Raw genomic sequence first — 18,922 nt, 5'->3', positions numbered from 1 at the left:
GGCGTGTTGGGCAGTGTCACGATGATCCTCTTCCTGTCTCCCAGCAAGCCTAGCTTCACCGGGGAGGCTGCCTCATCTCAGCCTGGCAGACAGGGCGCGGTCGGTCAGCTGCGACTGGACCCGCAGAACCGGATCATCCACCAGCCACCACCTCCCTGCGAGCGGATGCCGCCGCCCAGGGGGAGAGACCCGAGAGCAGGCAGGGTCTGTCGCAGGACAAGCCGTCAGCGCTGACAGACGGGCTGACCTGCAGTGTGAGAGGAAACAGGGGGTCCGTTCGGGGGTCCGGCTGAAGACTGACGTCAACGCTGACGCCAAGCCCGACCCCCGAACGGGGATCAAGCCGGAAGTCGTCACTGCCAATGCCTACGGCGGTAGTGGAGGGTGTCGGCGAAAGCACGAGAACTCCTTAGTTGAGGTGTGGATGTGGTGCTGGTGGCGTGGTCGGGTCACCACAGCGCCGCCGGAGCGGAAAGGGCCCGGTGAGAGGCATCCCGGCACCGCCCCTGCCGTGGTCGCCGTCAGCGGCGCATGACTGCCCGCCGCCGGGAGCAGCAGCGAGACGAATGGACTTGGGGCAACCGCGCGGAGGTAGCCGTTGGCGGGGTGGGGGCTAGCCTCTGGGTCATGTCCGCCCCTGCGCCGCGTCCGTTGCTGTTCCTTGACGTGGACGGCACGCTCATCCCGTTCGGAACAGTCACGACGGCTGGGCCGGGCATGTCGCATGGCCACACCGAGGCACCGGCCCTACCAGCCGACGCCCATCCCCTGCTGCACAAGGTCGATCCGGAACACGGCCGCTGGCTGAAGGCCCTGCCATGTGATCGTGTGGGCGTCGACCTGGATGAGCGACGCGAACGACGTGCTCGCGCCGCTGCTCGGGCTGCCGACCCTGCCAGTCGTGGACTGGCCCGACTCTGACGAGGTGGGCGTCCTGCACTGGAAGACCCGTGGGCTGGTCGAGTGGGCGCAGGGACGGCCCTTCGTTTGGGTCGACGACGAGATCTCCCACGCCGATCAGGAGTGGGTGTCGACTCATTACCACGGTCCGGCCCTGCTGCATCGGGTCGATCCACGTCGCGGGCTGACCGAACGGGACTTCACTGTCATCGAGAGCTGGCTCATGCAGGCGCGGTAGGGCGAGCTCCATGCCGTCGCAGTCGCCGCGCTTGACGGGCTGTCTGGCCACTCGGAACCGACGTTGGCGAACGGTGCGCCGGAACGGCGACACCGGTAGCCGGCTGGGCTGTTCTACGGGGACGGAACGTTCGGAAGCAGGTCGTCGTCGCGGCTGGTCTGGGGCAGCCCGGCAGCATCCGCGATGGCCTCGACGACCTCGTCCAGTCCCGTGGTCTCGGGTAGGACGAGTTCGTCGGGCCAGCCCAGGACGTCGTGAGCGGCGTACCAGCCGCTCATATGCTCGGCGGTGAACTCAGTGGCCTGCGGGCGGGTGAGATGCCGGCGCAGGGTCTCGGCCAGGGACACGTCGAGGTAGCAGAACAGGGACCGCCCTCGGTGGCCGTCCCGCAGTGAGGTCAGCATGCTTCGGTAGCGGCTGCTGTGCATGATGCCTTCCAACACCACGTGGTAGCCGTGGTCCAGCGCGAACCGGACGGTCTGCCCGATCAACGCCGGTGCCGCGCCGCCGGGCCGGTCCCGCTCGCGCAGCAGGATGCGGCGCAGGTAATCCTGCTCGACAAGGGCGCAGCCCCGGCCGTGCCGGCGTCGTAGCTCGCGGGCGATGCTGCTCTTGCCCGAGCCGGAGTTGCCCCGGATGCAGACGAGGATCGTGTCCGGGCTGCCAGTGGGTTCAGCGAGCACGATGCCTCCTCGGCTCAGTTGCTGCGGACGGTGAGGTCGAGGGCGGCGACCGTCAGCTGGGTGAGGTCAGGAAGTTGGTCCTCGCCGAGGGTGACGCCGTGCAGGTTGTCCAGCGGCGTCTTGAGGCCGTGCAGCCGGCTGCCCCGCAGGTCGGTGCCGTCGAGGTGGCAGGAGTCCAGTTCCAGGCCCGCGAGGTCACATGACCGCAGCGCGACGCGAGGTAGCCGGCAGGAAGACCACGCGCCGTTGGTAAGGGTGCAATCGTTGAACGCGACCGAGCCGGCGGCGGTGACGCGGTGGAGGGTGGCGTAGTCGAAGCGGCAGTCGTCGAACAGGACGTCCTTGAGGCGTACGTCGGTGAGTCTGGTGCCGGTGAACCGGGAGCCGGTGATCGCGCAGCGTTCGATGGTAATGCCGGTCAGGGTCGCGCCAGAGAAATCGGTGCGGGTGATCTCGCAGCCGTAGAGGCTGCCGGCTTCCCAGGTGCTCTCGCTCAGGTCCACGCCGGTGATCAGGCTGCTGCGGATGCGGGCGTCCGCAAGGTGCGAGCCGTGCCACGCTGCGCCCTCGACGAGGGCCTCGGTGAGGCCGCCGTCCAGGTCCGTCGTGGTGTGGAGGTCGTCCGGTTCGAGGTCCGGCAGCAGGACCTTCACGTCGCCGATCGTGGTGGTGCGCATGTGTCCTCAACCTGTGTTGGTGCGGGGTGGGCACGCCACCCCGCGCGTCCCGTGGCGGGGGCTACTTCTTCTTGTTCCAGTTGTCCCAGCCGGGTCGGCTGTCGAACTTTCCGCGGTTGTCCCAGGTGGGGCGGTTGTCGAACTTCGCCGCGTCGATCGACGCTACCGACCGCTCCGGGTCGACGCCGAGGCGGGCGAGTTGCTCGGGTGCGGCGTTGACGAGGACCGCGAGGGCGTTGGTCATGGGGCTCCTCCTAAAGGGGTGAGGTGGTCCGCGGCGGCGCGGACGAGGGCCTGTCGGGTGGTTCGGCAGTAGGTCGTTTCTCGGGCGGTGAATGTCGCGTGCTCGAAGTAGCGGTTGCCGGCCTGGGCGCCACGGCAGAAGTCATAGAAGGCGCAGTGGGCGGCGCAGCCGTTGAGGGCGGTGACGAACTCGGCGACGTAGTCCAGGTCGCCGGCACGGGCGAGCATGGCGGTTATCGGCTGATGGAGGACGTTGCCGGCGATGAAGTCGCCGTATCGCGGCTCGGTGATGCCGAGCAGCTCCGGTGACAGCAGCACCACCTGCCCATCCCAAGAGACGGTCGGGATCGGCTCGTACGGCGCGTGGTCGACGCGCCCAGCGCGGGTGGCGGCTAGATAGTCGGCCAGCCGGTCCACGTCGCGGATCCGCAGCGGGCTGCCGCCGACGCGACGTGCGATGAGGCGCTGCCAGAACCGGTACGCGGCATCCTCCGACACCGGTGCCCGGTCGGCGCCCTCCTGCTCTTCGATGTTGAAGCCCACCGACTCGCAGCCGGGAAGGCTGGTGAAGAAGTCGACGAGGGCTTCCGCGTGGTCGATGGTTTCCAGGGTGACCACACAGATCACCGAGTACCTCAGCCCTGCGTCGGCCAGGGTCTGCATGCCACGCAGGGTCCGGGCGTCCGTCGGGTTGGCGGCCCGGTCGAGGCGGTTACGGTTCAACGCGCCCGGTCCGTCGATGCTGACCCCGACCTCGAACCCGTAGGTGGTGAACAGCTCGCACCACTGGCGGTTGATCAGCGTGCCGTTGGTCTGAATCTCGTGACGCACCATCCCCGCGCTCCGCAGCTCCTCGAAGGGGGCCAGCAGGCCCCGGAACAGCCCTATGGGTGTGGCGGTGGGTTCACCCCCGTGCCACACGACACTCACGGGATGACCGCTGTTCTGCTGGGCGATCGACTCGGCACAGGCCCGCGCGACCGCGCCGCTCATCAGGCGGAGGGATCTCCGGTCGGGCAGGTAGCAGTAGGTGCAGTCGAGGTTGCAGAAGCTCGTTGGCTGCACGACCAGGGTGTGGAAGCTGCCGGCGATCGCCGGCTGGCCTGTGGCGTTGATGAGGCCGATGCCGTTCACGAGGTGGCCCCCTCGATGCTGACGGCCGTGGTGGTACTGACGCGGTAGGCGTGGGTGTGGCGGGCAGGCCAGCCGAGGAACCGGTCGAACATGTCGGCAGCGCTGCCCGTGACGCTCGGGTTGAGCCGGTGCAGGTCGTCGATCGCGTCGTGCAGGCAGCCGGCCAGGTAGAGGAACAGGCTCACCGGCACTTCTCGGTACTCGGCCAGGAGCGCGAGCTTCGCTGCGCCGCAGGGCCACGGCTGCCCGCATCGGCGGCACAGCCACAGCGGGCGCATCGGCAGATGTTCCACCTCGGCGGGCGCGCGCCGGTTCGCCGCGAGACGGCGCTGCTGGCCAGTCACCGGCGACCGCCCTCGCGGGCTTGCTGCGCGAACAGCCGACGCCACACGAAGGTGAGCAGCGGCGGGTCAGCGGGCCACACCTGCCCCGGCGAGGCCGTCCACCTGGGCTCGGGGCGCCGGGACTGGCCGGCCATGGCGTTACGCGAGACGTACACCGTCATGCCACCACCCCCACCAGGGACGATGAGCGGCGGGCTCGCCGGGGGAAGGGCGAGCCCGCCGCCGCATCACGGCGGCTGGGAGCAGACCGCCGATCACCCACCCGCGCAGCCCTGATGGCGGTACGCAGGCGGGGAAAGCGCCGAGACAGTTCGCTCCCGGACGGGCCGAGCCAGCGGCCCATGCCGTGGTGTGGTGCGCCGCTCATCGATCCCTCCATCTGCAGCTCCCTGTCAGTCATCCCTGACACCGGCATCGACACACGCCGGTAATTGGGGGTGAACTGAACGTAGGATCGGTCCGTCCGGAGGACCGGGAAAATCCGTACCGGGTCCGGCGGCCTTCAGCGGGCAGGGTGATGGTGTGCGAGGGATGACGGACGACATGACGATCGGCCAGCGCGTCGCTTTCTACCGGCGTCGGCGAGGGCTCTCCCAGGAGGTGCTGGCCGGTCTGGTCGGCAAGACGCAAGAGTGGTTACGCAAGGTCGAGACGAACCGGGCCGACCTGGACCGGCTGTCGGTCATACGCGCGATCGCCAAGGCCCTCGACGTGTCCCTCGGCGACCTGATCGGTGCACCGAGCCTGTTCGAGTGGTCGGACGACTCAGGGCGCGAGACGATCCCGGCCTTGCGGGCCGCGCTTCACGACTATCGTCACCTCGCGCCAGCGCTGGCCCGCACGGGGGACGTCGAGGCTCCTGCCTTGCGCGAGATCGAGAACGATGTCGCCGAGATCTGGACCGCCTACCAGCACTCGCGGTACGGCACCCTCGCCCGCCGGCTGCCCTACCTCATCCACGACTGCCTCACCGCCACCGAGGCGTACGACGGAGACGACGGCCAGCGCGCGCATGCGATGACCGCCTACGCGCACCAGCTCGCCGCGTTGTTCCTCACCAAGCTGGGCGAAGGTGACCTCGCGTGGACCGCCGCCAGCCGAGGGCTGGCCGCCGCCAACGCCAGCCACGATCACGTCGTCATTGGCTCACTCAGCCGCTCCGCCGCGCACTCGCTGGCGTCCATCGGTGAGTACGCCCAAGCCCGAGGCCTCGCCGCCACGGCGGCACAGTTCCTGGAATTACGGCTAGTCAAGCCGACTCCGCAGCTGCTGTCGGTCTACGGCAGCCTGCACCTGGTCTGCGCGCTGGCCGCCGCTCGAGACGACGACCGCGCCTCGGCCGACACCCACATCGCCGAGGCCGATGCCGCCGCACGGCGACTCGGTGCCGATGGCAACCACGTGTGGACCGCGTTCGGCCCGACCAACGTGTCGATCCACAAGACGACCGTGGCGATGGAACTCGGCGACGTGCAACGCGCCATCGCCATCGGCGCCCCACTCGACACCAGCACCGTGCCCGTCGAGCGGCAGGTTCGGCACGCCATCGAAACCGCCCGAGCCCTTGCCCGGTGGAACCGCATCGACGACGCGCTCGCGGCGCTTCTGGACGCCGAGGTCATCGGCCCCGACCAGGTGCGCTACCACCGGCTCTCCCGCGACCTTGTCCGGGACATCCTCACTCGCCCCCGGCCACCTCGACTGGCCGTCGAACTCAGCGACCGGATGGGTGTCCGGTCGGGAGGGCCGCGCTGGTAGCTGGGCTCAGATCAGCCGGCTCGTGTAGCCAGCCGCCACCAAGCGCTCGAAGGCCTCCCGTACCTCGTCCGGCATCTCCTGCGGGATCGCGAACCCGCGCTCGGCGTACACCTCGATCCGCTGCGTATCGCCGACCAGCATGTCCACCACCCGCCGCGGGTCGCCGATGCTGCTCACGTAGTCGTCCAGTTCAAGTGGGTTCGACGCGCACACCACATCGACCTCCGGCCACATCAGCCTGCAGGTGGCGTAGGCCCGACGCTGTTGGTAGGGCCGCGACATGATCAGCACCGACTTCACCGGGATCCGGTGTTCGGTCAGGAGCTGACGCGAGTACTCCAGGTTCTGGGCGGTGTTCGTGGCACGCGGCTCCACGAGAATCGCTTCCGCAGGTACGCCCTGCTCGATGGCGTACTCGCGGTAGTGCACTGCTTCTCCACGCGGGAACCGCTCGACGGTCGTCGGGGCGTTCGCGCCCGTGAACACGATCCTTGGGAACAGGCCCTCGTGAAACAAACGCGTCGCGATGACAGCCACGCCAAGGTCATGACTGCCCAACCCGATCCCCACGTCGCACGGGCGCAACTCGTGACGCATGTCGTGGTAGCGCCAGAGCGTCTCCACGTCCGCCCGGATAGCGTCGGGAATCGCCTCGGCATGTGCCGCCGCACGCCGGTTCATCACCACCTACCGGAGAGGGCCGTCATCGGGGCCCCCGTCGGACCTGCCCAGGGCCGCCAATCCCGCCCTCGCCACCTCCAGAGGAACGACAGCGGCCACGGGCTCGTCCCGCTCGCTCAGGTAGACAATCTGGCCCTCACGCACGCTCCGCAGTAGTTCAGGTAGCACAGCCGACAGCGGAAGGTCGTCAGGCGTGGCGTAAGTCCGGTCCGCGCTGGGTTCCCTCATGCCGCCAGCGTAGGGGTAGCAGCGCAGCACGACGCCGCTGACTCCAGCACCACGCCGCCGGCCTCGTCACGATCAGGAGGTTTGGGATCGTGACGTGGTTCGGTCAGGTTCCGACCTCGATGAGGCGGTGCCTGCCAGTCTCGCCCGGCACCCGCCATACCTGCTCGTCCGGCCAGTGGCGATACAACAACTGCCGGGTGGTCGTGGCGACAATGTTCCACAGCGGCTCGCAGAGCAGATCGGCCTGTAGTCGTTCCTCCCGCTCGACGTCCTGAGCGATCAGGAGAACCGCCCCGACCGGCACCAGCCGGTCCGCGCGGCGGTAGCCGGCGAGCAGGCCACCCAGCCCTGACGTCGGCCGCTCGTGCTCGGCAACAACGTCGCCGATCGGGCCACGGTCGACGTGGACCAGGAACCGCAGGCACCGCCCGTCCTGCAGCCAGACGCCGTAGCCGTCGGCCCGCAACTGCGCCAGGTCGTGCTGGCGCAACCACGACGAGGTCTCCATCGTCGCCAGCCACTGGAACAGCTCGCACCGCCCCGGGTTGCGCCGCGACACCTCCACCAGCGGCAGGAAAAGCAGGGCATCCGCCACACCGGAGGACCGCTGACCCAACCGCAACGGAACTGGTTGCCCCGACGCCGTCAAGGCACGCTGGAGCACCTCGGTCCCTTCGGCCGTGACTCCGTACCACCAGGTATGGGTCCGGTCCTCCGGCGAGCGCTCGCGGCGCACCAGTCCCGCCTCGTGCAGCCATACGAGTTCCCGGTGAGCGGTCAGCCGCGACACCGCACAGACAAGCGCCACGTCCAGCGTCGACGCGGCACCATGCTGCGCCAGGTACGACAGGATCCGCCACCGCCGCGGAGACAACCGCCGCGTGGCACCCTGGTTAACCATCCCCCGATGATCCCTCCGCGCACCGGCAGTCCGACATCCTGTTTCCCACAGCCGTAACAGAGAGTGGTCAATGCCCCGGCCGGAGGATCGGAAGCCGGGACCGCCGTGAGCGGAGACAACGCCCGCCGTGGGCCATTGAGCGAGGCGTCGGCGGGCCCTGCGAGCACCCACATACCCAAACCGTGGTTTTGGGGCCGATTTTGGAGATCACTGTTCAGTGAATCAGCCAAAGAGCTGAGGACAGAAGAAGCGAAGCAGTCAAACCGGGCAGCCCATAGTTGATCTTCACGGAGAGTACCGCACCGGGCACCGATCTCCAGAAATGCCAGACACGCGCCTTCCCGGCCCCGGCGATGGCGCGCCACTCGCCGAGTCGGCGGTTACTAATAGTGATAAGCCAGATGAGTTCTGCGCGCCGGCGTTCGGCTGCGAGGCTGCCCCTCGCCCCCTGCCGGCTAGCGCTCGCTCCACTCAGATGTGAGACTGTCTATGTAACTAAATGTGCCTGGGCAGCTGCATTTAGCGATGTGGGTGGTTCCGTTGGAACAGCTCCCGTTGTGGGGACCGAGCACCGACGAAGATCCGAGACCGAAGCCATTTCTGGCACGACCAGCAAAGCTGCGCCTCTTGATCACAGTGAAGGCGGCACCCAACCCCTCCGCGCGGTACGGGGAGACGGTCTGCGTCGGGGCACTGGGCATGGACCCACCCTGGACGGGCTGGATTCGCCTCTACCCGGTCCACTATCGGGACCTCGACGACGACGGCAAGTTCCACAAGTACGACATCATCCACGTCGACGCACTGCCAGCCAGGCAAGACCAGCGACGCGAGAGCTGGAAGCCGATCGTGGACACCATCACCACCGAGCGGCACCTCGCCAGTCGGCAGTCGCGTCGAAACCTCCTCGATCCACTCGTCGAAGACTCCATGTGCCGGCTCAACGAACAGGCCCGCGACGACCCGAGCGCACGATCGATCGCGCTGATTCGCGTGGCCGACATCTCGGCTCTGCAGGTCAAGCGACATCCCGGCTGGTCGGCGGAGGATCGCAGGAAGATCACTGGCTACCTCAACCAGCTCGACCTACTGGAACCGGCCAAACGCAGCCCGCTGCAAGCACCACGCTTCACCGGCGCCTACCGCTACCGCTGCGCGGACCGTCATTGCCGCGGTCACCGGCAGACACTCTGGGACTGGGAGTTCGTCGCCCTACAACGTCGCCTGGGCCAGCTCACCGACCCGGAGGCCGAGGAGCAGCTGAGAAACAAGTTCCTCACCCAGCTCTGCGCCGCCGACCGCGACGTCGCCTTCTACGTAGGCAACCAAGCGGCAAGACCTCAGTCCTTCAGCATCGGCGGCGTCTACGCACCGAGACGGCCCACCGCCCGGTACCGGCTGCACGTCAACCAATGACGTCGGCCAGCACGTCGGCATGGCACGCATCCTCGACCCGACACCAGCACGCCAACTGCTTCCCCGTGAGTTCCCGACGCGCCCGGTCAACAAGGGCCGGCTGCCCCACAAGCCACTGCCGATAGAGGCGTAACGCCTCCGCCCGATCATGCTTCCGCAGGCTAAACGGATTGGCCCAAGGAGAACGCCGCAACCCGAACCCCTGCCGCCCCACGTACACGGCACCCGGCGGCACCACCGGGTGATAGAGATCCCCCTGCACACGAACCCGAGGCTGTCCCCCCACGCCGCCAGCGTAATCGCCAATGATCGGCCCCGAGTGGATGCTCGAAGGAAGCGCGTCGACGCCCGGACTGGCGGATGCCCCAATGACCCCGAAGGCCCGATGCGGGCTGGCCACCTCAGAGATGACCATGAGCGCAGGCGTCCACGGAACAACCACATGTCCCCGCAACGCCGGCCCGGTCCAACGGCTCCCGAGCACCCATCGAGCGACCGCCCGCCAACCACGTACACGAAAAAGGCCCCAACCCGGTGTGAACCACCAGGCCAGGGCCTTGATCGTTGGTGCGCCGCCAGGGACTCGAACCCCGAACCCGCGGATTAAGAGTCCGCTGCTCTGCCAGTTGAGCTAGCGGCGCTCGCTGGCAACGGGGAGAACATTAGCACGCCCTCCGAGCCGGGTTCCAACCCGATCCCCGGCTCCCCCCTTCGGTCGAGCTTAAGGGGCATCCAAGGGCAAAACCACCAGGCGTACGACGACAGGGGCCTGAGGAGCGGGGTCCATGCGGCACGATGTGCGCCAGGTACGCGAGAACAGAGGTGGGGATGGGCAGGTTCGCGCGGGCCGGGGCGATGGTGGGCGCCCTCGGTCTGATGGCGTCGCTGGCACTGACAGCCTGCGGCGACGAGCAGAAGAAGGCGGAGTTCGTGGGCGGCACCACGCCGGCCACCGCGAGCGCGGCGGCCGATCCCGCCACTCCGGCGGCGCCGAACGGTCCGCCGCTGGCGCTGAGCCCGGCCGACGGGGCGAAGAACAAGCCGGTCAGCTCCGAGATCAGCGCGGAGCTGCCCGACGGCGGCAAGGTGTCCGGCGTCACGCTGACCGCGGCAGACGGCAAGCAGGTCGAGGGGCGGCTCCGTGCCGACGGCTCGTCCTGGGTGCCGTCGAAGCCGCTGAAGTACGGCACCCGCTACACGGCCACGGTCACCGCCACCGGCGCCGACGGCGGGACCAGCCAGGGCACCAGCACCTTCACGACGATGGCGAAGCCCAAGTCCATGATCAGCTCGGGCCTGTACCTCTTCGACGACAAGACGTACGGCGTGGCGATGCCGGTGGTCACCGAGTTCCACCCGGGCATCCCGAAGAAGGACCGGGCCGCCGTGCAGAAGCGCATGTTCGTGCACACCGACCCGCCGCAGCCGGGCGCCTGGCACTGGGTCGACAACGGCACCCAGGCCTACTACCGCGCGCCGGAGTACTGGAAGCCCGGCACCACTCTCACCGTTCGGATCGCGCTGGCCGGCATCCCGCTGAGCAACGGCCGCTACGGCAACGTCGACCGTACGGCCACCGCGAAGATCGGCCGGGCGTTCGAGATGAAGGTCGACAACGCCACGAAGAAGATGACGGTGTACGAGGACGGCCAGGTGGTCCGCACCCTGCCGGTGAGCCTCGGCAAGAAGAAGACGCCCTCCTCCAGCGGCACGATGGTGGTGATGGAGAAGAAGGAGTCCACCGTCTTCGACACCCGGGACGACCCGGATCCGGAGAACCGCTACGTCACGGAGATCGACTTCGCGCAGCGGCTCACCTGGGGCGGCGAGTACATCCACGCCGCGCCCTGGTCGGAGCACGTGCAGGGCCGGCAGAACGTCTCGCACGGCTGCGTCAACGTCTCGACGGCGAACGCCAGGTGGCTGTTCGAGAAGACGAAGGTCGGCGACCCGATCACCATCAAGGGCACCGAGCGCAAGCTGGCCGCCGGCAACGGCTGGACGGCGTGGAGCGTGAGCTGGTCCGAGTTCGTCAAGGGCAGCGCCCTGCCGGTGCCCGAGGGCGGTGCGGGGCCGGCGTTCTGACGCACCTCCACCCGACGACCCGGCGACCGGTCCGCACCCGCGGGCCGGTCGCCGCGTTCCGGGCCGGGTCGCACCGGCTCCGGTCGTTCGTCACGACCCCCGGCCGCGACATCGCCGACCGAGTTCGCCGCCCCCGGCCGGCCCGCCGCGCCCGTTACCCCGTCACCTCGGGTAACACGAACCCACCTCGCAAGGCCCTCGATTTATCAATATTCGGACAGGTTGCCCGACGTGTTTCGGTTCACCCTGAGGAACGGGTATCTGTCCGGATGCGTCAGTGAGGGACGATGGGCAACCGGGGACCACGACTGTGAGGGAATCATGCGAGCTGTCCAGGACCAGCTGATCCGGCGTGGGGACGACCGGCGGGGCGGACGACGCCGTGGGATCGCGGCGGCGGTGCTCGCCGCGACACTCGCCCTGACCTCCGCCTGCACCGACGGCGGCGGGGGCAAGCCGCCCGGCGGGCAGGACGGCGGCGGCCAGCCCGCCGCGCCGAAGGCCGCGGCCACGATCGTCGAGCCCAAGGCCGACGCGAAGGACGTGCCCGCCTCGACCGGCATCACCTTCACCACGAAGGACGCCCAGGAGACCAGCGTCGAACTCAAGGACTCGGCCGGCGAGGCCGTCGAGGGCAAGCTCGCCGGGGACGGCACGAGCTGGCTGCCCGCCGGCGCGCTGGAGTACGGCGAGACGTACACCGCCACCGTGACCGCGACCGGCGACGACGGCCGGCCCGCCACGGCGACCAGCACCTTCACCACCATGGCGAAGCCCGGCAAGCAGGTCCGGATCACCAGCTTCCTCGGCGACGACCAGGTGGTCGGCGTCGGCATGCCCCTGATCGTCAAGTTCGGCCGGGCCATCCCGGAGGACTACCGCGACGACGTCCAGCGCCGGATGACGGTCACCTCCACGCCGGCCCAGGAGGGCATCTGGCACTGGGTCAGCCCGACGGAGATCCGCTACCGCCCGAAGGAGTTCTGGCAGGCCGGCAGCACCGTCTCCTACCGGGTCCAGGCAGGCGGCCTGCCGCTGGGCGACGGCTGGTACGGCCGGGCGGACCTCACCGTCGACATCAAGATCGGCGCTGCGGTGATCATGACCGTGGACAACAAGACCAAGCGGATGACCGTCAGGAAGAACGGCTCTGTGATCAAGACCATCCCGGTCAGCCTCGGCAAGAAGAGCACCCCCTCGTCGAGCGGCACGATGGTGGTGATCGAGAAGCTGCGCAAGACGGTCTTCGACACCTTCGAGGAGCTGGGCCCCGAGGAGGGCTACCGCACGAAGATCGACTACGCCCAGCGGCTGACCTGGGGTGGCGAGTTCATCCACGCCGCGCCCTGGTCGGAGGGACAGCAGGGCAGCGTGAACGTCTCGCACGGCTGCGTGAACGTCTCGATGGCCAACGGCGCCTGGCTGTTCGCCAACACCCGGATCGGCGACCCGATCACGGTCAAGGGCACCGAGCGCAAGCTGCAGAACGGCAACGGCTGGACGGACTGGAACATGAGCTGGGAGGAGTACGTCAAGGGCAGCGCCCTGCCGTACGAGCCGGCCGGGGCCGACCCGGACGCCAGCGGCGAGCCCGCGCCCAGCCCGACCGCCTGAGCACCGGAAACGTCGAAGGCCCCCTCCGCGAGGAGGGGGCCTTCGTCAACCGGGTGACTGATGGGAATTGAACCCACGACAACCGGGACCACAACCCGGTGCTCTGCCAACTGAGCTACAGCCACCATGCCTTCCACACCCGGTCGATCGCCCCGGGCGGGGTGCGGACCAATAATAGCCCCACCCCCGCCCGCCGCGTCCAGCGGGTTGTCCCGGCCGCCGCTACAGCTGCGCGGCGATCGCCTTGGCGGTCTCCACGTCGGGCCCGGGCAGCGGCACGAAGACGGTCCGCCGGTAGTACTCCAGCTCCCGGATGCTCTCCCGGATGTCGGCCAGCGCCCGGTGCGCGAGCCCCTTCTGCGGCTGACCGAAGTACACCCGCGGATACCAGCGGCGGCACAGCTCCTTGATCGAGGAGACGTCGATCATCCGGTAGTGCAGGTGCGCGTCGAGGCGCGGCATGTCCCGGGCGATGAAGCCCCGGTCGGTGGCGATCGAGTTGCCGCACAGCGGCGCGGTGCGCGGGTCCTTGACGTGGCTGGCGACGTAATCGAGGACCATGTCCTCCGCCTCGGCCAGGGTCACCGTCGAGCGCCGGACCTCCTCGGTCAGCCCCGACTTGCCGTGCATCGTGCGGACGATCTCCGGCATCGCCTCCAGCGCCGCCTCGTCGGCGTGGATCACCACGTCGACACCCTCCCCGAGCACGTTGAGATCGGGATCGGTGACGAGCGCGGCGACCTCGATCAGCTTGTCCCTGCCGAGGTCCAACCCGGTCATCTCACAGTCGATCCAGACGAGAAGATCAGCCACCGGCCCAGACTACGCGCAGCCCCGCCGGCCGCGCGCCCGCGCACCGTGGCGCGACCCGACCGCTAGGGTTTCCCCGTGCCAGCCGAACCCGCCGCACCGCCCGCCGTCACCGACGACGACCCCGGCGGCCGCACGGTCCGTCGGCTCGCCGCCGTGCTGGCGCTGGCCGCCATGCTGCCGGCGCTCTACCTGCCCGGGCTGGTACACGACTTCTTCGACCTGAAGATCTACATGCGGGCGATGGACTGGTGGGCGGCCGGCAACCCGCTCTACGACTACGTCCAGCCCGACCGGGTGCAGGGCGAGCTCTACTTCACCTACCCGCCGTTCAGCGCGCTGCTGCTGCGCCCGTTCGCGTTGCTGCCGCTGGGCGCCACCGTGACGATCTTCACTATCCTGACCGCGCTCGCGGTGGTGGTCACCACCCGCTGGCTGTCGGCGCCGGTGATCGCCCGGCACGGCCTGCCCCGTGTGTTCACCCTCACGGTGGCGGTCCTGCTCGTGCTGGCCGTGGAGAGCACCCGGGAGACGATCACCTTCGGTCAGATCAACATGCTGCTGGTCGTGCTGATCCTGGCCGACCTGCTCTTCGCCGTACCCCGGGCGGCTCGTTGGGCCGGCGTGGGTGTCGGGCTGGCGACGGCGCTCAAGCTCTTCCCGGGCATCTTCATCGTCTACCTGCTGGCTACCCGGCGGTGGCGGGCGGCGGCGGTGGCCAGCGCGACGGCCGCCGCCGCGACCCTGCTCGCCGCGGCGGTCGCGCCGCGTGACTCGTGGCGGTTCTGGACCCACGAGCTGTGGGCGACCGACCGGGTCGGCCGCACCGACTACACCGGCAACCAGTCGCTGTTCGGGCTGCTCAGCCGCATCACCGCCCCGGAGAAGCCGGACCGCCTGCTCTGGCTGCTGCTGGTCGCGGTCGTCGCCGGGTACGGGCTGTGGCGGGCGGCGCGGGCCGCCCGGGCCGGGGACCCGCTCACCGGGCTCGCCCTCACCGGGCTGGTCGGCGCGCTGGTCAGCCCCATCACCTGGACCCACCACATCTACTGGTTCATCCCCGCGGTGGTGGTGCTGGCGGACGCGGCGCTGAGCACAGACCCCGGCACCGGCGAGGGCCTCCGCCGCCGGAACGGGCTGGCCGCGCTCGCCGTCGGCACGACCGCCCTGATCGTGTACGGGGTGGTGACCTTCTACGACTGGGGCGTCGCCCCGGTGCGCACCGACTCGCCGGGCGAGTTCCTGGTGCGCAACACGTACGTGCTGCTGAGCCTGCTGCTGCTGGTGGCGCTGCCGGTCGGGCGCCGGGCCGGGAAGTCGCACCAAATGGACAGTCTTCCCGAGTAGCCCCCTTCACCGCTAATCTGGTCACAACTACCTCAGGTGTCTCTCGGGTAGCACCGATCCCCCGGTGAAAGCGGCCCTCCGCGTCGGCAGCGCGGAGGGCCGCTCGCCGTCCGAACCGCCCGGGCGCGGTCAGCGCGCGGCGTCCGGGGTGGCCGGGGAATCCGGGGCGGCCGGGGCGGCGGGGGAGTCCGGACGGGGCCGGCCCTCCGTCGGGGCCGGTGCGGCCGTCGCCTCGGCAACGGCCGGCGGCCATGCCAGGCTGAGGGTCACGTCGGGCGGGCGGACCGCCGGGTCGCCGCCGGCGAGGTCGGCGAGCGTCGCGGGGCGGCGCGCGGGCACCGGCCCGATGGCGGCCCGGGAGAGCGCGGGGCCGGCGCCGACCGAGGCGAGCTGACGCCCGACGACCCGGGACCGGTCGCTGTCCCGGGTCGGCTGGGCACCCAGCCCGCTGAGCGAGGTCACGCCGAGCCGCCCGGCCAGCACCGGCACCTGGTCCGGTTCGACCACGAAGACCACCTCGCGCGGGCGTACCGGGCGCAACAGGAGCAGCACGGCGAGCACCACCGCCAGCACCCCGCCGGCCAGCAGGCCCGCGGTCGCCGGGGCGGTCCAGCCGGCCCGCAGCCCGGCGCGCAGCTCCAGGGTCAGGTCGGCACGCCCGTCGGGACGCATCACCACCAGGCTCAGCCGCCGGTCGGCCAACTCCTGCGGGGACCACTCCAGCGTGCCGATCCCCTCGCGTACCCAGAAGGGCTGACCGATCGGCGTGACGGCCGGCGCGGCGCCGGCGGCTGGTGTGGAGCCGGTGGGCGGCGTGGTGCCGGCGGACGGCGCGGCGGGTTCCAGCCGGACCGGCAGCGGGCCCCGGGCCAGGGCCACCCGGCGGACCTCGGCGTGCGGCACCGGGTCGAGCCAGCGCCGTACCTCGTCGGCGGGTGCCAGCCCGACGAAGGCCGGGCCGTCGGCCGTGCGGGCGTCCAGCCGGAGGCGGGCCTGCCCGACCCGGGCGAACGGCGCCTCCGCGCGCAGCAGCTCGTCGAGGTCCCGGACGACCACCGCGTGCCCGGGGGTGTGCACGGTCTCGAACCGGGCGCTGAAGGCGCCTGCCGGGTCGGCGTGCCGGGTGAGCATCCCGAGCACCCCGCCGGCGAGCAGCGCCGGAATCCCGATGGTCAGCAGCAGCACTCCGCCGAGCGCCCGCACGAACCGCATTCGCCTCGTCCCCCTCCGTAGCCGGATACCCGGCCGACCTTACCGACGAGGACCGACTGATCAGCGGATATCCACAGCACCGGCCCGGAAAGCCGCCGGCCCGCCGGGTACGCCGACGGGCCGGTGGAGGGTGCGAGAGGGGCTCACGCCTTCGGCGCGGGCTCCCGCCGGCTCCGCGCGAAGGCGAGACCGCCGAGCAGCAGGCCGCCCGCCCCGGCGACCAGGCCGGCGATGCCGAGCCCGGTGGCCAGGCCGACGCCCTCGGCGTCGTCATCGTCGTCGTCGGCCTGCGCCGGGGCGGCGCCGCCGGTGGGGGCGGCCGACGGCGAGGCCGCGGTGAGGGTGAGCACCGGGGCCGGGCTCTCCGGCTCCTCCCCTCCGGGGGTCGGCTCCTCGATCCAGCGCTGCACGTTGCCGTCGGAGTAGGTCTGCAGCGTCTTGAAGACCATCGTGTCGACCTGTGGCAGCGGACCCATCGAGACCGGGAACTCCTGGAACTCGCCGGGCTTGACCCCCGCGTTTCCGGTCGCCGTCCAGGTGAGCTTGGCGACGGCCTCGGTGAGCTGGCTGCCGTGCACCTCGACCGGCGGGTCGACCTTGCGCTTCTCCACCGCCACCGTCCAGCCGGGCACCGGCATGGTCGACACGGAGCCCACCGGCGCGTTCTCGGGCAGCACCACCTCCACCTTGGTCGTGGAGGCGGTGTCGCTCTCGTTCGGCACCCGGAAGGCGAACCGGCCGTAGCCGCCCTGGGTCGCCTCCTGCGGGTTGACCGTGACGTGGGCGGAGGCGGGCGCCGCGAAGCCGAGGACGGCGGTGGCGACGGCGCCGAGCGCCAGGGCGGCTGCGGCGGCTGCGGTACGCCGGTGACGGATCATCTGGGAGCCTTCCTGTTACCTGATCGGCACGGTGGCGGTCACCGTGGCCTGGTCGATGTCGGACGTGCGGACGGTCACGCGCAACTGCCACTCCCCCGCCGCCGGCAGGTTGACCTCGCCGGTGGCGTGGTTGTCGGTCAGCGGCAGCAGCGGGACCTCGATCGGTTCGATCCCGGCCGACGGCAGGGCCGCCGTGGCGCGCCACTCCACCACCGGCTGCGGCCGGTTGTCCTTCGTGTACGCGTAGAAGTGCACGGTGTTGTTGCCCCGCTCGGCCGGGTCCAGCTCCACCTGGAGGGAGTAGATCGGACTGGACAGCGTCGTGGAGAAGTAACCGGGGGAACCGCCGGTCACGTCGGAGCCGGCGGTGCGGGCCGGGGTGGTCTGCACCAGGACGGCGGTCAGGCCGAGCACCACCGCGGTGATCGCCAACTCCGCCCAGACCGCCCGCCGCATCGGCGCCGGCCGGCCCGCCGCCGTGCGCCGGCGCACCAACTGCCGGGAGTACGCGGCCACCGCGACGACCAGTGCGAACAGCCCGAGCTTGCCGAGCAGCAGCCGCCCGTAGGTGGTGTCGACGAGCGCGCCCGGCGTGGCGACCTCGATCAGCGCCTGGACGGTGCCGGCGAGCAGCAGCGCCGAGACGGCCAGCGTCGCCCAGCGCGACCAGATCGGCAGGATCGCGCCCAGTTCCCGCTCGTCGGCCCGGCGCAGCAGGAAGCCGGCGAGCATCACCAGCCCGCCCAGCCAGACGGCCATGCTGCCCAGGTGGATCGTGTCGACGACGACGGAGACCGCCGGGGCGGGCGAGGCCGCCGGGTGCCCGGCCAGCGGCCAGGTCAGCAGGGCCGCCACCCCGAGGATGCCCAGGATCACCAGGTCGGCGCGGCCGACCGGCCCGGCCAGCAGCGGCCGGAGCAGGAACGCCGCCGCGGCCAGCAGGCCCAGCCGCACCAGGTGCGCCGCGCCGAAGGTGCTGCCCAGCACCGCGCCGAGCCCCTCGCCGGTCACGTCGAACACGCCCCCGCCGGCGGTGTAGGGCACCTGGAGCAGGAGGTTCGCCACGGTGGAGAGCACCACTAGGCCGAGCCCGGCCCAGGCCAGCCGCGCCGGGCCCTGCCGGGGCAGCCGCCGGGGCCACAGCGCGGCGAGGACCATCGCCGGGCCGACGAGCAGCAGCAGGCCGGCGTAGCCGACGTACTTGGCGACCTTGACCGCGTTGCCGACCACCGGGTCGGCCCGGCTGTCGTCCCCGGTGTCGACGGGGGGCGTGGAGGGCGCGCCGACGGAGTAGGTGAACGCGCCGGAGACCGGATGGCTGTCGGCGGAGATCACCCGGTAGCTGACCAGGTAGGTGCCGCGCCCCCCGGCCGGGTCGACCTGGATCGTGACCACGCTGCCGGAGAATCTCGGCTCACCCCGGTCGGCGCGGGCGCCGTCCGGCGCGACGACCCGGATCTTGCCCGGCACCTTGCGGACGGACTCGCTGAAGGTCAGCACCACCTCGGCCGGCCCGCTCGACACCACCGCCGAGGCGACCGGGCTGCTGCTCACCAGCACCGCGTGGGCGCTGGCGGGGCCGGCCGGGGCGATCAACAGGGCGACGATGGCGATCAGCAGGCCGGCGGCGGCGGTCAGCCGGGCGAACCGGCGACGGTTGGCGACACTCATGCCGGTCATGCTCGCGGACCCGACCCGCCGGGCGCGAGTCCGATCGCGCGGAACTGCCCGAAGCCCACCGGCCCGCGAGACTTCCTGCTCGGGCGTGCGTGC

17 protein-coding genes, 2 tRNA genes and 2 pseudogenes are annotated in these 18,922 nt (G+C 70.5%); 6 read left to right on the top strand and 15 right to left on the bottom strand.

The features are described from left to right. Window positions 1-651 precede the first annotated feature (651 nt). Window positions 652-1,138: pseudogene (locus tag AB0G14_RS17890) on the top strand (HAD domain-containing protein). Window positions 1,139-1,251: 113 nt separating this feature from the next. Here the strand turns inward: AB0G14_RS17890 and AB0G14_RS17885 are convergent. The 6 genes from AB0G14_RS17885 to amcA (AB0G14_RS17860) all read right to left on the bottom strand — a co-directional run bounded on the left by AB0G14_RS17885 (window position 1,252) and on the right by amcA (AB0G14_RS17860) (window position 4,380). Then, a complete protein-coding gene (locus tag AB0G14_RS17885) occupies window positions 1,252-1,821 on the bottom strand; it encodes a kinase (RefSeq protein WP_357698574.1) in 570 nt (189 codons plus the stop codon). Window positions 1,822-1,835: 14 nt separating this feature from the next. Beyond that, a complete protein-coding gene (locus tag AB0G14_RS17880) occupies window positions 1,836-2,498 on the bottom strand; it encodes a pentapeptide repeat-containing protein (RefSeq protein WP_357698571.1) in 663 nt (220 codons plus the stop codon). A 61-nt stretch (window positions 2,499-2,559) separates the two neighbouring features. Further along, window positions 2,560-2,742, bottom strand: a complete 183-nt coding sequence (gene amcA / locus AB0G14_RS17875; protein ID WP_357698568.1) for a multiple cyclophane-containing RiPP AmcA — start codon at window positions 2,740-2,742, stop codon at window positions 2,560-2,562. Beyond that, complete coding sequence (amcB, locus tag AB0G14_RS17870; RefSeq protein ID WP_357698565.1) at window positions 2,739-3,875, bottom strand: cyclophane-forming radical SAM peptide maturase AmcB; 1,137 nt, start codon at window positions 3,873-3,875, stop codon at window positions 2,739-2,741. Before amcB ends, amcA (AB0G14_RS17875) begins: the two co-directional genes overlap by 4 nt. After that, entirely contained in the window at window positions 3,872-4,219 is a 348-nt protein-coding gene (locus AB0G14_RS17865) for a hypothetical protein (protein ID WP_357698563.1), read from the bottom strand. Before AB0G14_RS17865 ends, amcB begins: the two co-directional genes overlap by 4 nt. After that, a complete protein-coding gene (gene amcA, locus AB0G14_RS17860; protein ID WP_357698561.1) occupies window positions 4,216-4,380 on the bottom strand; it encodes a multiple cyclophane-containing RiPP AmcA in 165 nt (54 codons plus the stop codon). The genes AB0G14_RS17865 and amcA (AB0G14_RS17860) overlap by 4 nt, the downstream gene beginning before the upstream one ends. Window positions 4,381-4,750: 370 nt before the next feature. On the opposite strand from amcA (AB0G14_RS17860), the gene AB0G14_RS17855 reads away from it, so the two are divergent. Next, on the top strand, window positions 4,751-5,977 hold the full coding sequence (locus tag AB0G14_RS17855; RefSeq protein WP_357698559.1) for a helix-turn-helix transcriptional regulator: 1,227 nt from the start codon (window positions 4,751-4,753) through the stop codon (window positions 5,975-5,977). A gap of 6 nt (window positions 5,978-5,983) precedes the next feature. Here AB0G14_RS17855 and AB0G14_RS17850 read toward each other — a convergent pair whose 3' ends face one another. Both AB0G14_RS17850 and AB0G14_RS17845 read right to left on the bottom strand, forming a co-directional pair. Continuing rightward, complete coding sequence (locus AB0G14_RS17850) at window positions 5,984-6,664, bottom strand: YdcF family protein (protein ID WP_357698557.1); 681 nt, start codon at window positions 6,662-6,664, stop codon at window positions 5,984-5,986. A gap of 325 nt (window positions 6,665-6,989) precedes the next feature. After that, window positions 6,990-7,787, bottom strand: coding sequence for a MarR family transcriptional regulator (locus AB0G14_RS17845; protein WP_357698554.1), 798 nt, complete (start codon window positions 7,785-7,787; stop codon window positions 6,990-6,992). A 525-nt stretch (window positions 7,788-8,312) separates the two neighbouring features. Here AB0G14_RS17845 and AB0G14_RS17840 point away from each other — a divergent pair. Beyond that, window positions 8,313-9,203, top strand: coding sequence for a hypothetical protein (locus tag AB0G14_RS17840; protein ID WP_357698583.1), 891 nt, complete (start codon window positions 8,313-8,315; stop codon window positions 9,201-9,203). Here AB0G14_RS17840 and AB0G14_RS17835 read toward each other — a convergent pair. Beyond that, the gene (locus AB0G14_RS17835) at window positions 9,193-9,618 is read right to left on the bottom strand and encodes a DUF4326 domain-containing protein (RefSeq protein ID WP_357698552.1); all 426 of its coding nucleotides are present in this window, start codon (window positions 9,616-9,618) and stop codon (window positions 9,193-9,195) included. The genes AB0G14_RS17840 and AB0G14_RS17835 overlap by 11 nt on opposite strands. A gap of 150 nt (window positions 9,619-9,768) precedes the next feature. Then, window positions 9,769-9,844 (bottom strand) — tRNA-Lys (locus tag AB0G14_RS17830). A gap of 187 nt (window positions 9,845-10,031) precedes the next feature. On the opposite strand from AB0G14_RS17830, the gene AB0G14_RS17825 reads away from it, so the two are divergent. Together AB0G14_RS17825 and AB0G14_RS17820 are read left to right on the top strand one after the other, a co-directional pair. Continuing rightward, a complete protein-coding gene (locus AB0G14_RS17825) occupies window positions 10,032-11,288 on the top strand; it encodes an Ig-like domain-containing protein (protein WP_357698549.1) in 1,257 nt (418 codons plus the stop codon). 321 nt (window positions 11,289-11,609) lie between these two features. Beyond that, complete coding sequence (locus tag AB0G14_RS17820) at window positions 11,610-12,902, top strand: Ig-like domain-containing protein (RefSeq protein WP_357698547.1); 1,293 nt, start codon at window positions 11,610-11,612, stop codon at window positions 12,900-12,902. A 52-nt stretch (window positions 12,903-12,954) separates the two neighbouring features. On the opposite strand, the gene AB0G14_RS17815 is transcribed toward AB0G14_RS17820, so the two are convergent. Continuing rightward, window positions 12,955-13,027, bottom strand: a tRNA-His gene (locus AB0G14_RS17815). Window positions 13,028-13,124: 97 nt separating this feature from the next. Beyond that, window positions 13,125-13,715 (bottom strand): oligoribonuclease, encoded by a 591-nt coding sequence (gene orn / locus AB0G14_RS17810; protein WP_357698545.1) that lies wholly within the window; start codon window positions 13,713-13,715, stop codon window positions 13,125-13,127. A 75-nt stretch (window positions 13,716-13,790) separates the two neighbouring features. Here orn and AB0G14_RS17805 point away from each other — a divergent pair, with 75 nt between their 5' ends. Further along, window positions 13,791-15,059 (top strand): glycosyltransferase 87 family protein, encoded by a 1,269-nt coding sequence (locus AB0G14_RS17805; RefSeq protein WP_357698542.1) that lies wholly within the window; start codon window positions 13,791-13,793, stop codon window positions 15,057-15,059. A 438-nt stretch (window positions 15,060-15,497) separates the two neighbouring features. On the opposite strand, the pseudogene AB0G14_RS17800 reads toward AB0G14_RS17805, so the two are convergent. The 3 genes and pseudogenes from AB0G14_RS17800 to AB0G14_RS17790 form a co-directional block, all read right to left on the bottom strand. Next, window positions 15,498-15,713 (bottom strand): annotated as a pseudogene (locus AB0G14_RS17800) (hypothetical protein); the annotation flags it as partial. 701 nt (window positions 15,714-16,414) lie between these two features. After that, window positions 16,415-17,149 carry a YcnI family protein gene (locus AB0G14_RS17795; protein ID WP_357698539.1) on the bottom strand — a complete coding sequence of 245 codons (735 nt, stop codon included), beginning with the start codon at window positions 17,147-17,149 and terminating at the stop codon, window positions 16,415-16,417. Between the two features lie 15 nt (window positions 17,150-17,164). Next, window positions 17,165-18,829 carry a copper resistance protein CopC gene (locus AB0G14_RS17790; protein WP_357698537.1) on the bottom strand — a complete coding sequence of 555 codons (1,665 nt, stop codon included), beginning with the start codon at window positions 18,827-18,829 and terminating at the stop codon, window positions 17,165-17,167. Window positions 18,830-18,922: the final 93 nt, after the last annotated feature.

The organism is Micromonospora sp. NPDC023814 (genome assembly GCF_040639595.1).
Classification (GTDB): Bacteria; Actinomycetota; Actinomycetes; order Mycobacteriales; family Micromonosporaceae; genus Micromonospora.
The sequence above is the reverse complement of the archived record's forward strand: the minus strand, read 5'-3'. Positions and strand labels throughout refer to the sequence as shown.

Coding starts and splice junctions, on each gene's coding strand:
- AB0G14_RS17820 (WP_357698547.1), top strand. CDS start 11,610: ATGCGAGCTGTCCAGGACCAGCTGATCCGGCGTGGGGACGACCGGCGG.
- AB0G14_RS17840 (WP_357698583.1), top strand. CDS start 8,313: ATGTGGGTGGTTCCGTTGGAACAGCTCCCGTTGTGGGGACCGAGCACC.
- AB0G14_RS17790 (WP_357698537.1), bottom strand. CDS start 18,829: ATGACCGGCATGAGTGTCGCCAACCGTCGCCGGTTCGCCCGGCTGACC.
- amcA (WP_357698568.1), bottom strand. CDS start 2,742: ATGACCAACGCCCTCGCGGTCCTCGTCAACGCCGCACCCGAGCAACTC.
- AB0G14_RS17880 (WP_357698571.1), bottom strand. CDS start 2,498: ATGCGCACCACCACGATCGGCGACGTGAAGGTCCTGCTGCCGGACCTC.
- AB0G14_RS17855 (WP_357698559.1), top strand. CDS start 4,751: ATGACGGACGACATGACGATCGGCCAGCGCGTCGCTTTCTACCGGCGT.
- AB0G14_RS17835 (WP_357698552.1), bottom strand. CDS start 9,618: ATGGTCATCTCTGAGGTGGCCAGCCCGCATCGGGCCTTCGGGGTCATT.
- AB0G14_RS17825 (WP_357698549.1), top strand. CDS start 10,032: ATGGGCAGGTTCGCGCGGGCCGGGGCGATGGTGGGCGCCCTCGGTCTG.
- amcA (WP_357698561.1), bottom strand. CDS start 4,380: ATGACGGTGTACGTCTCGCGTAACGCCATGGCCGGCCAGTCCCGGCGC.
- AB0G14_RS17845 (WP_357698554.1), bottom strand. CDS start 7,787: ATGGTTAACCAGGGTGCCACGCGGCGGTTGTCTCCGCGGCGGTGGCGG.
- AB0G14_RS17795 (WP_357698539.1), bottom strand. CDS start 17,149: ATGATCCGTCACCGGCGTACCGCAGCCGCCGCAGCCGCCCTGGCGCTC.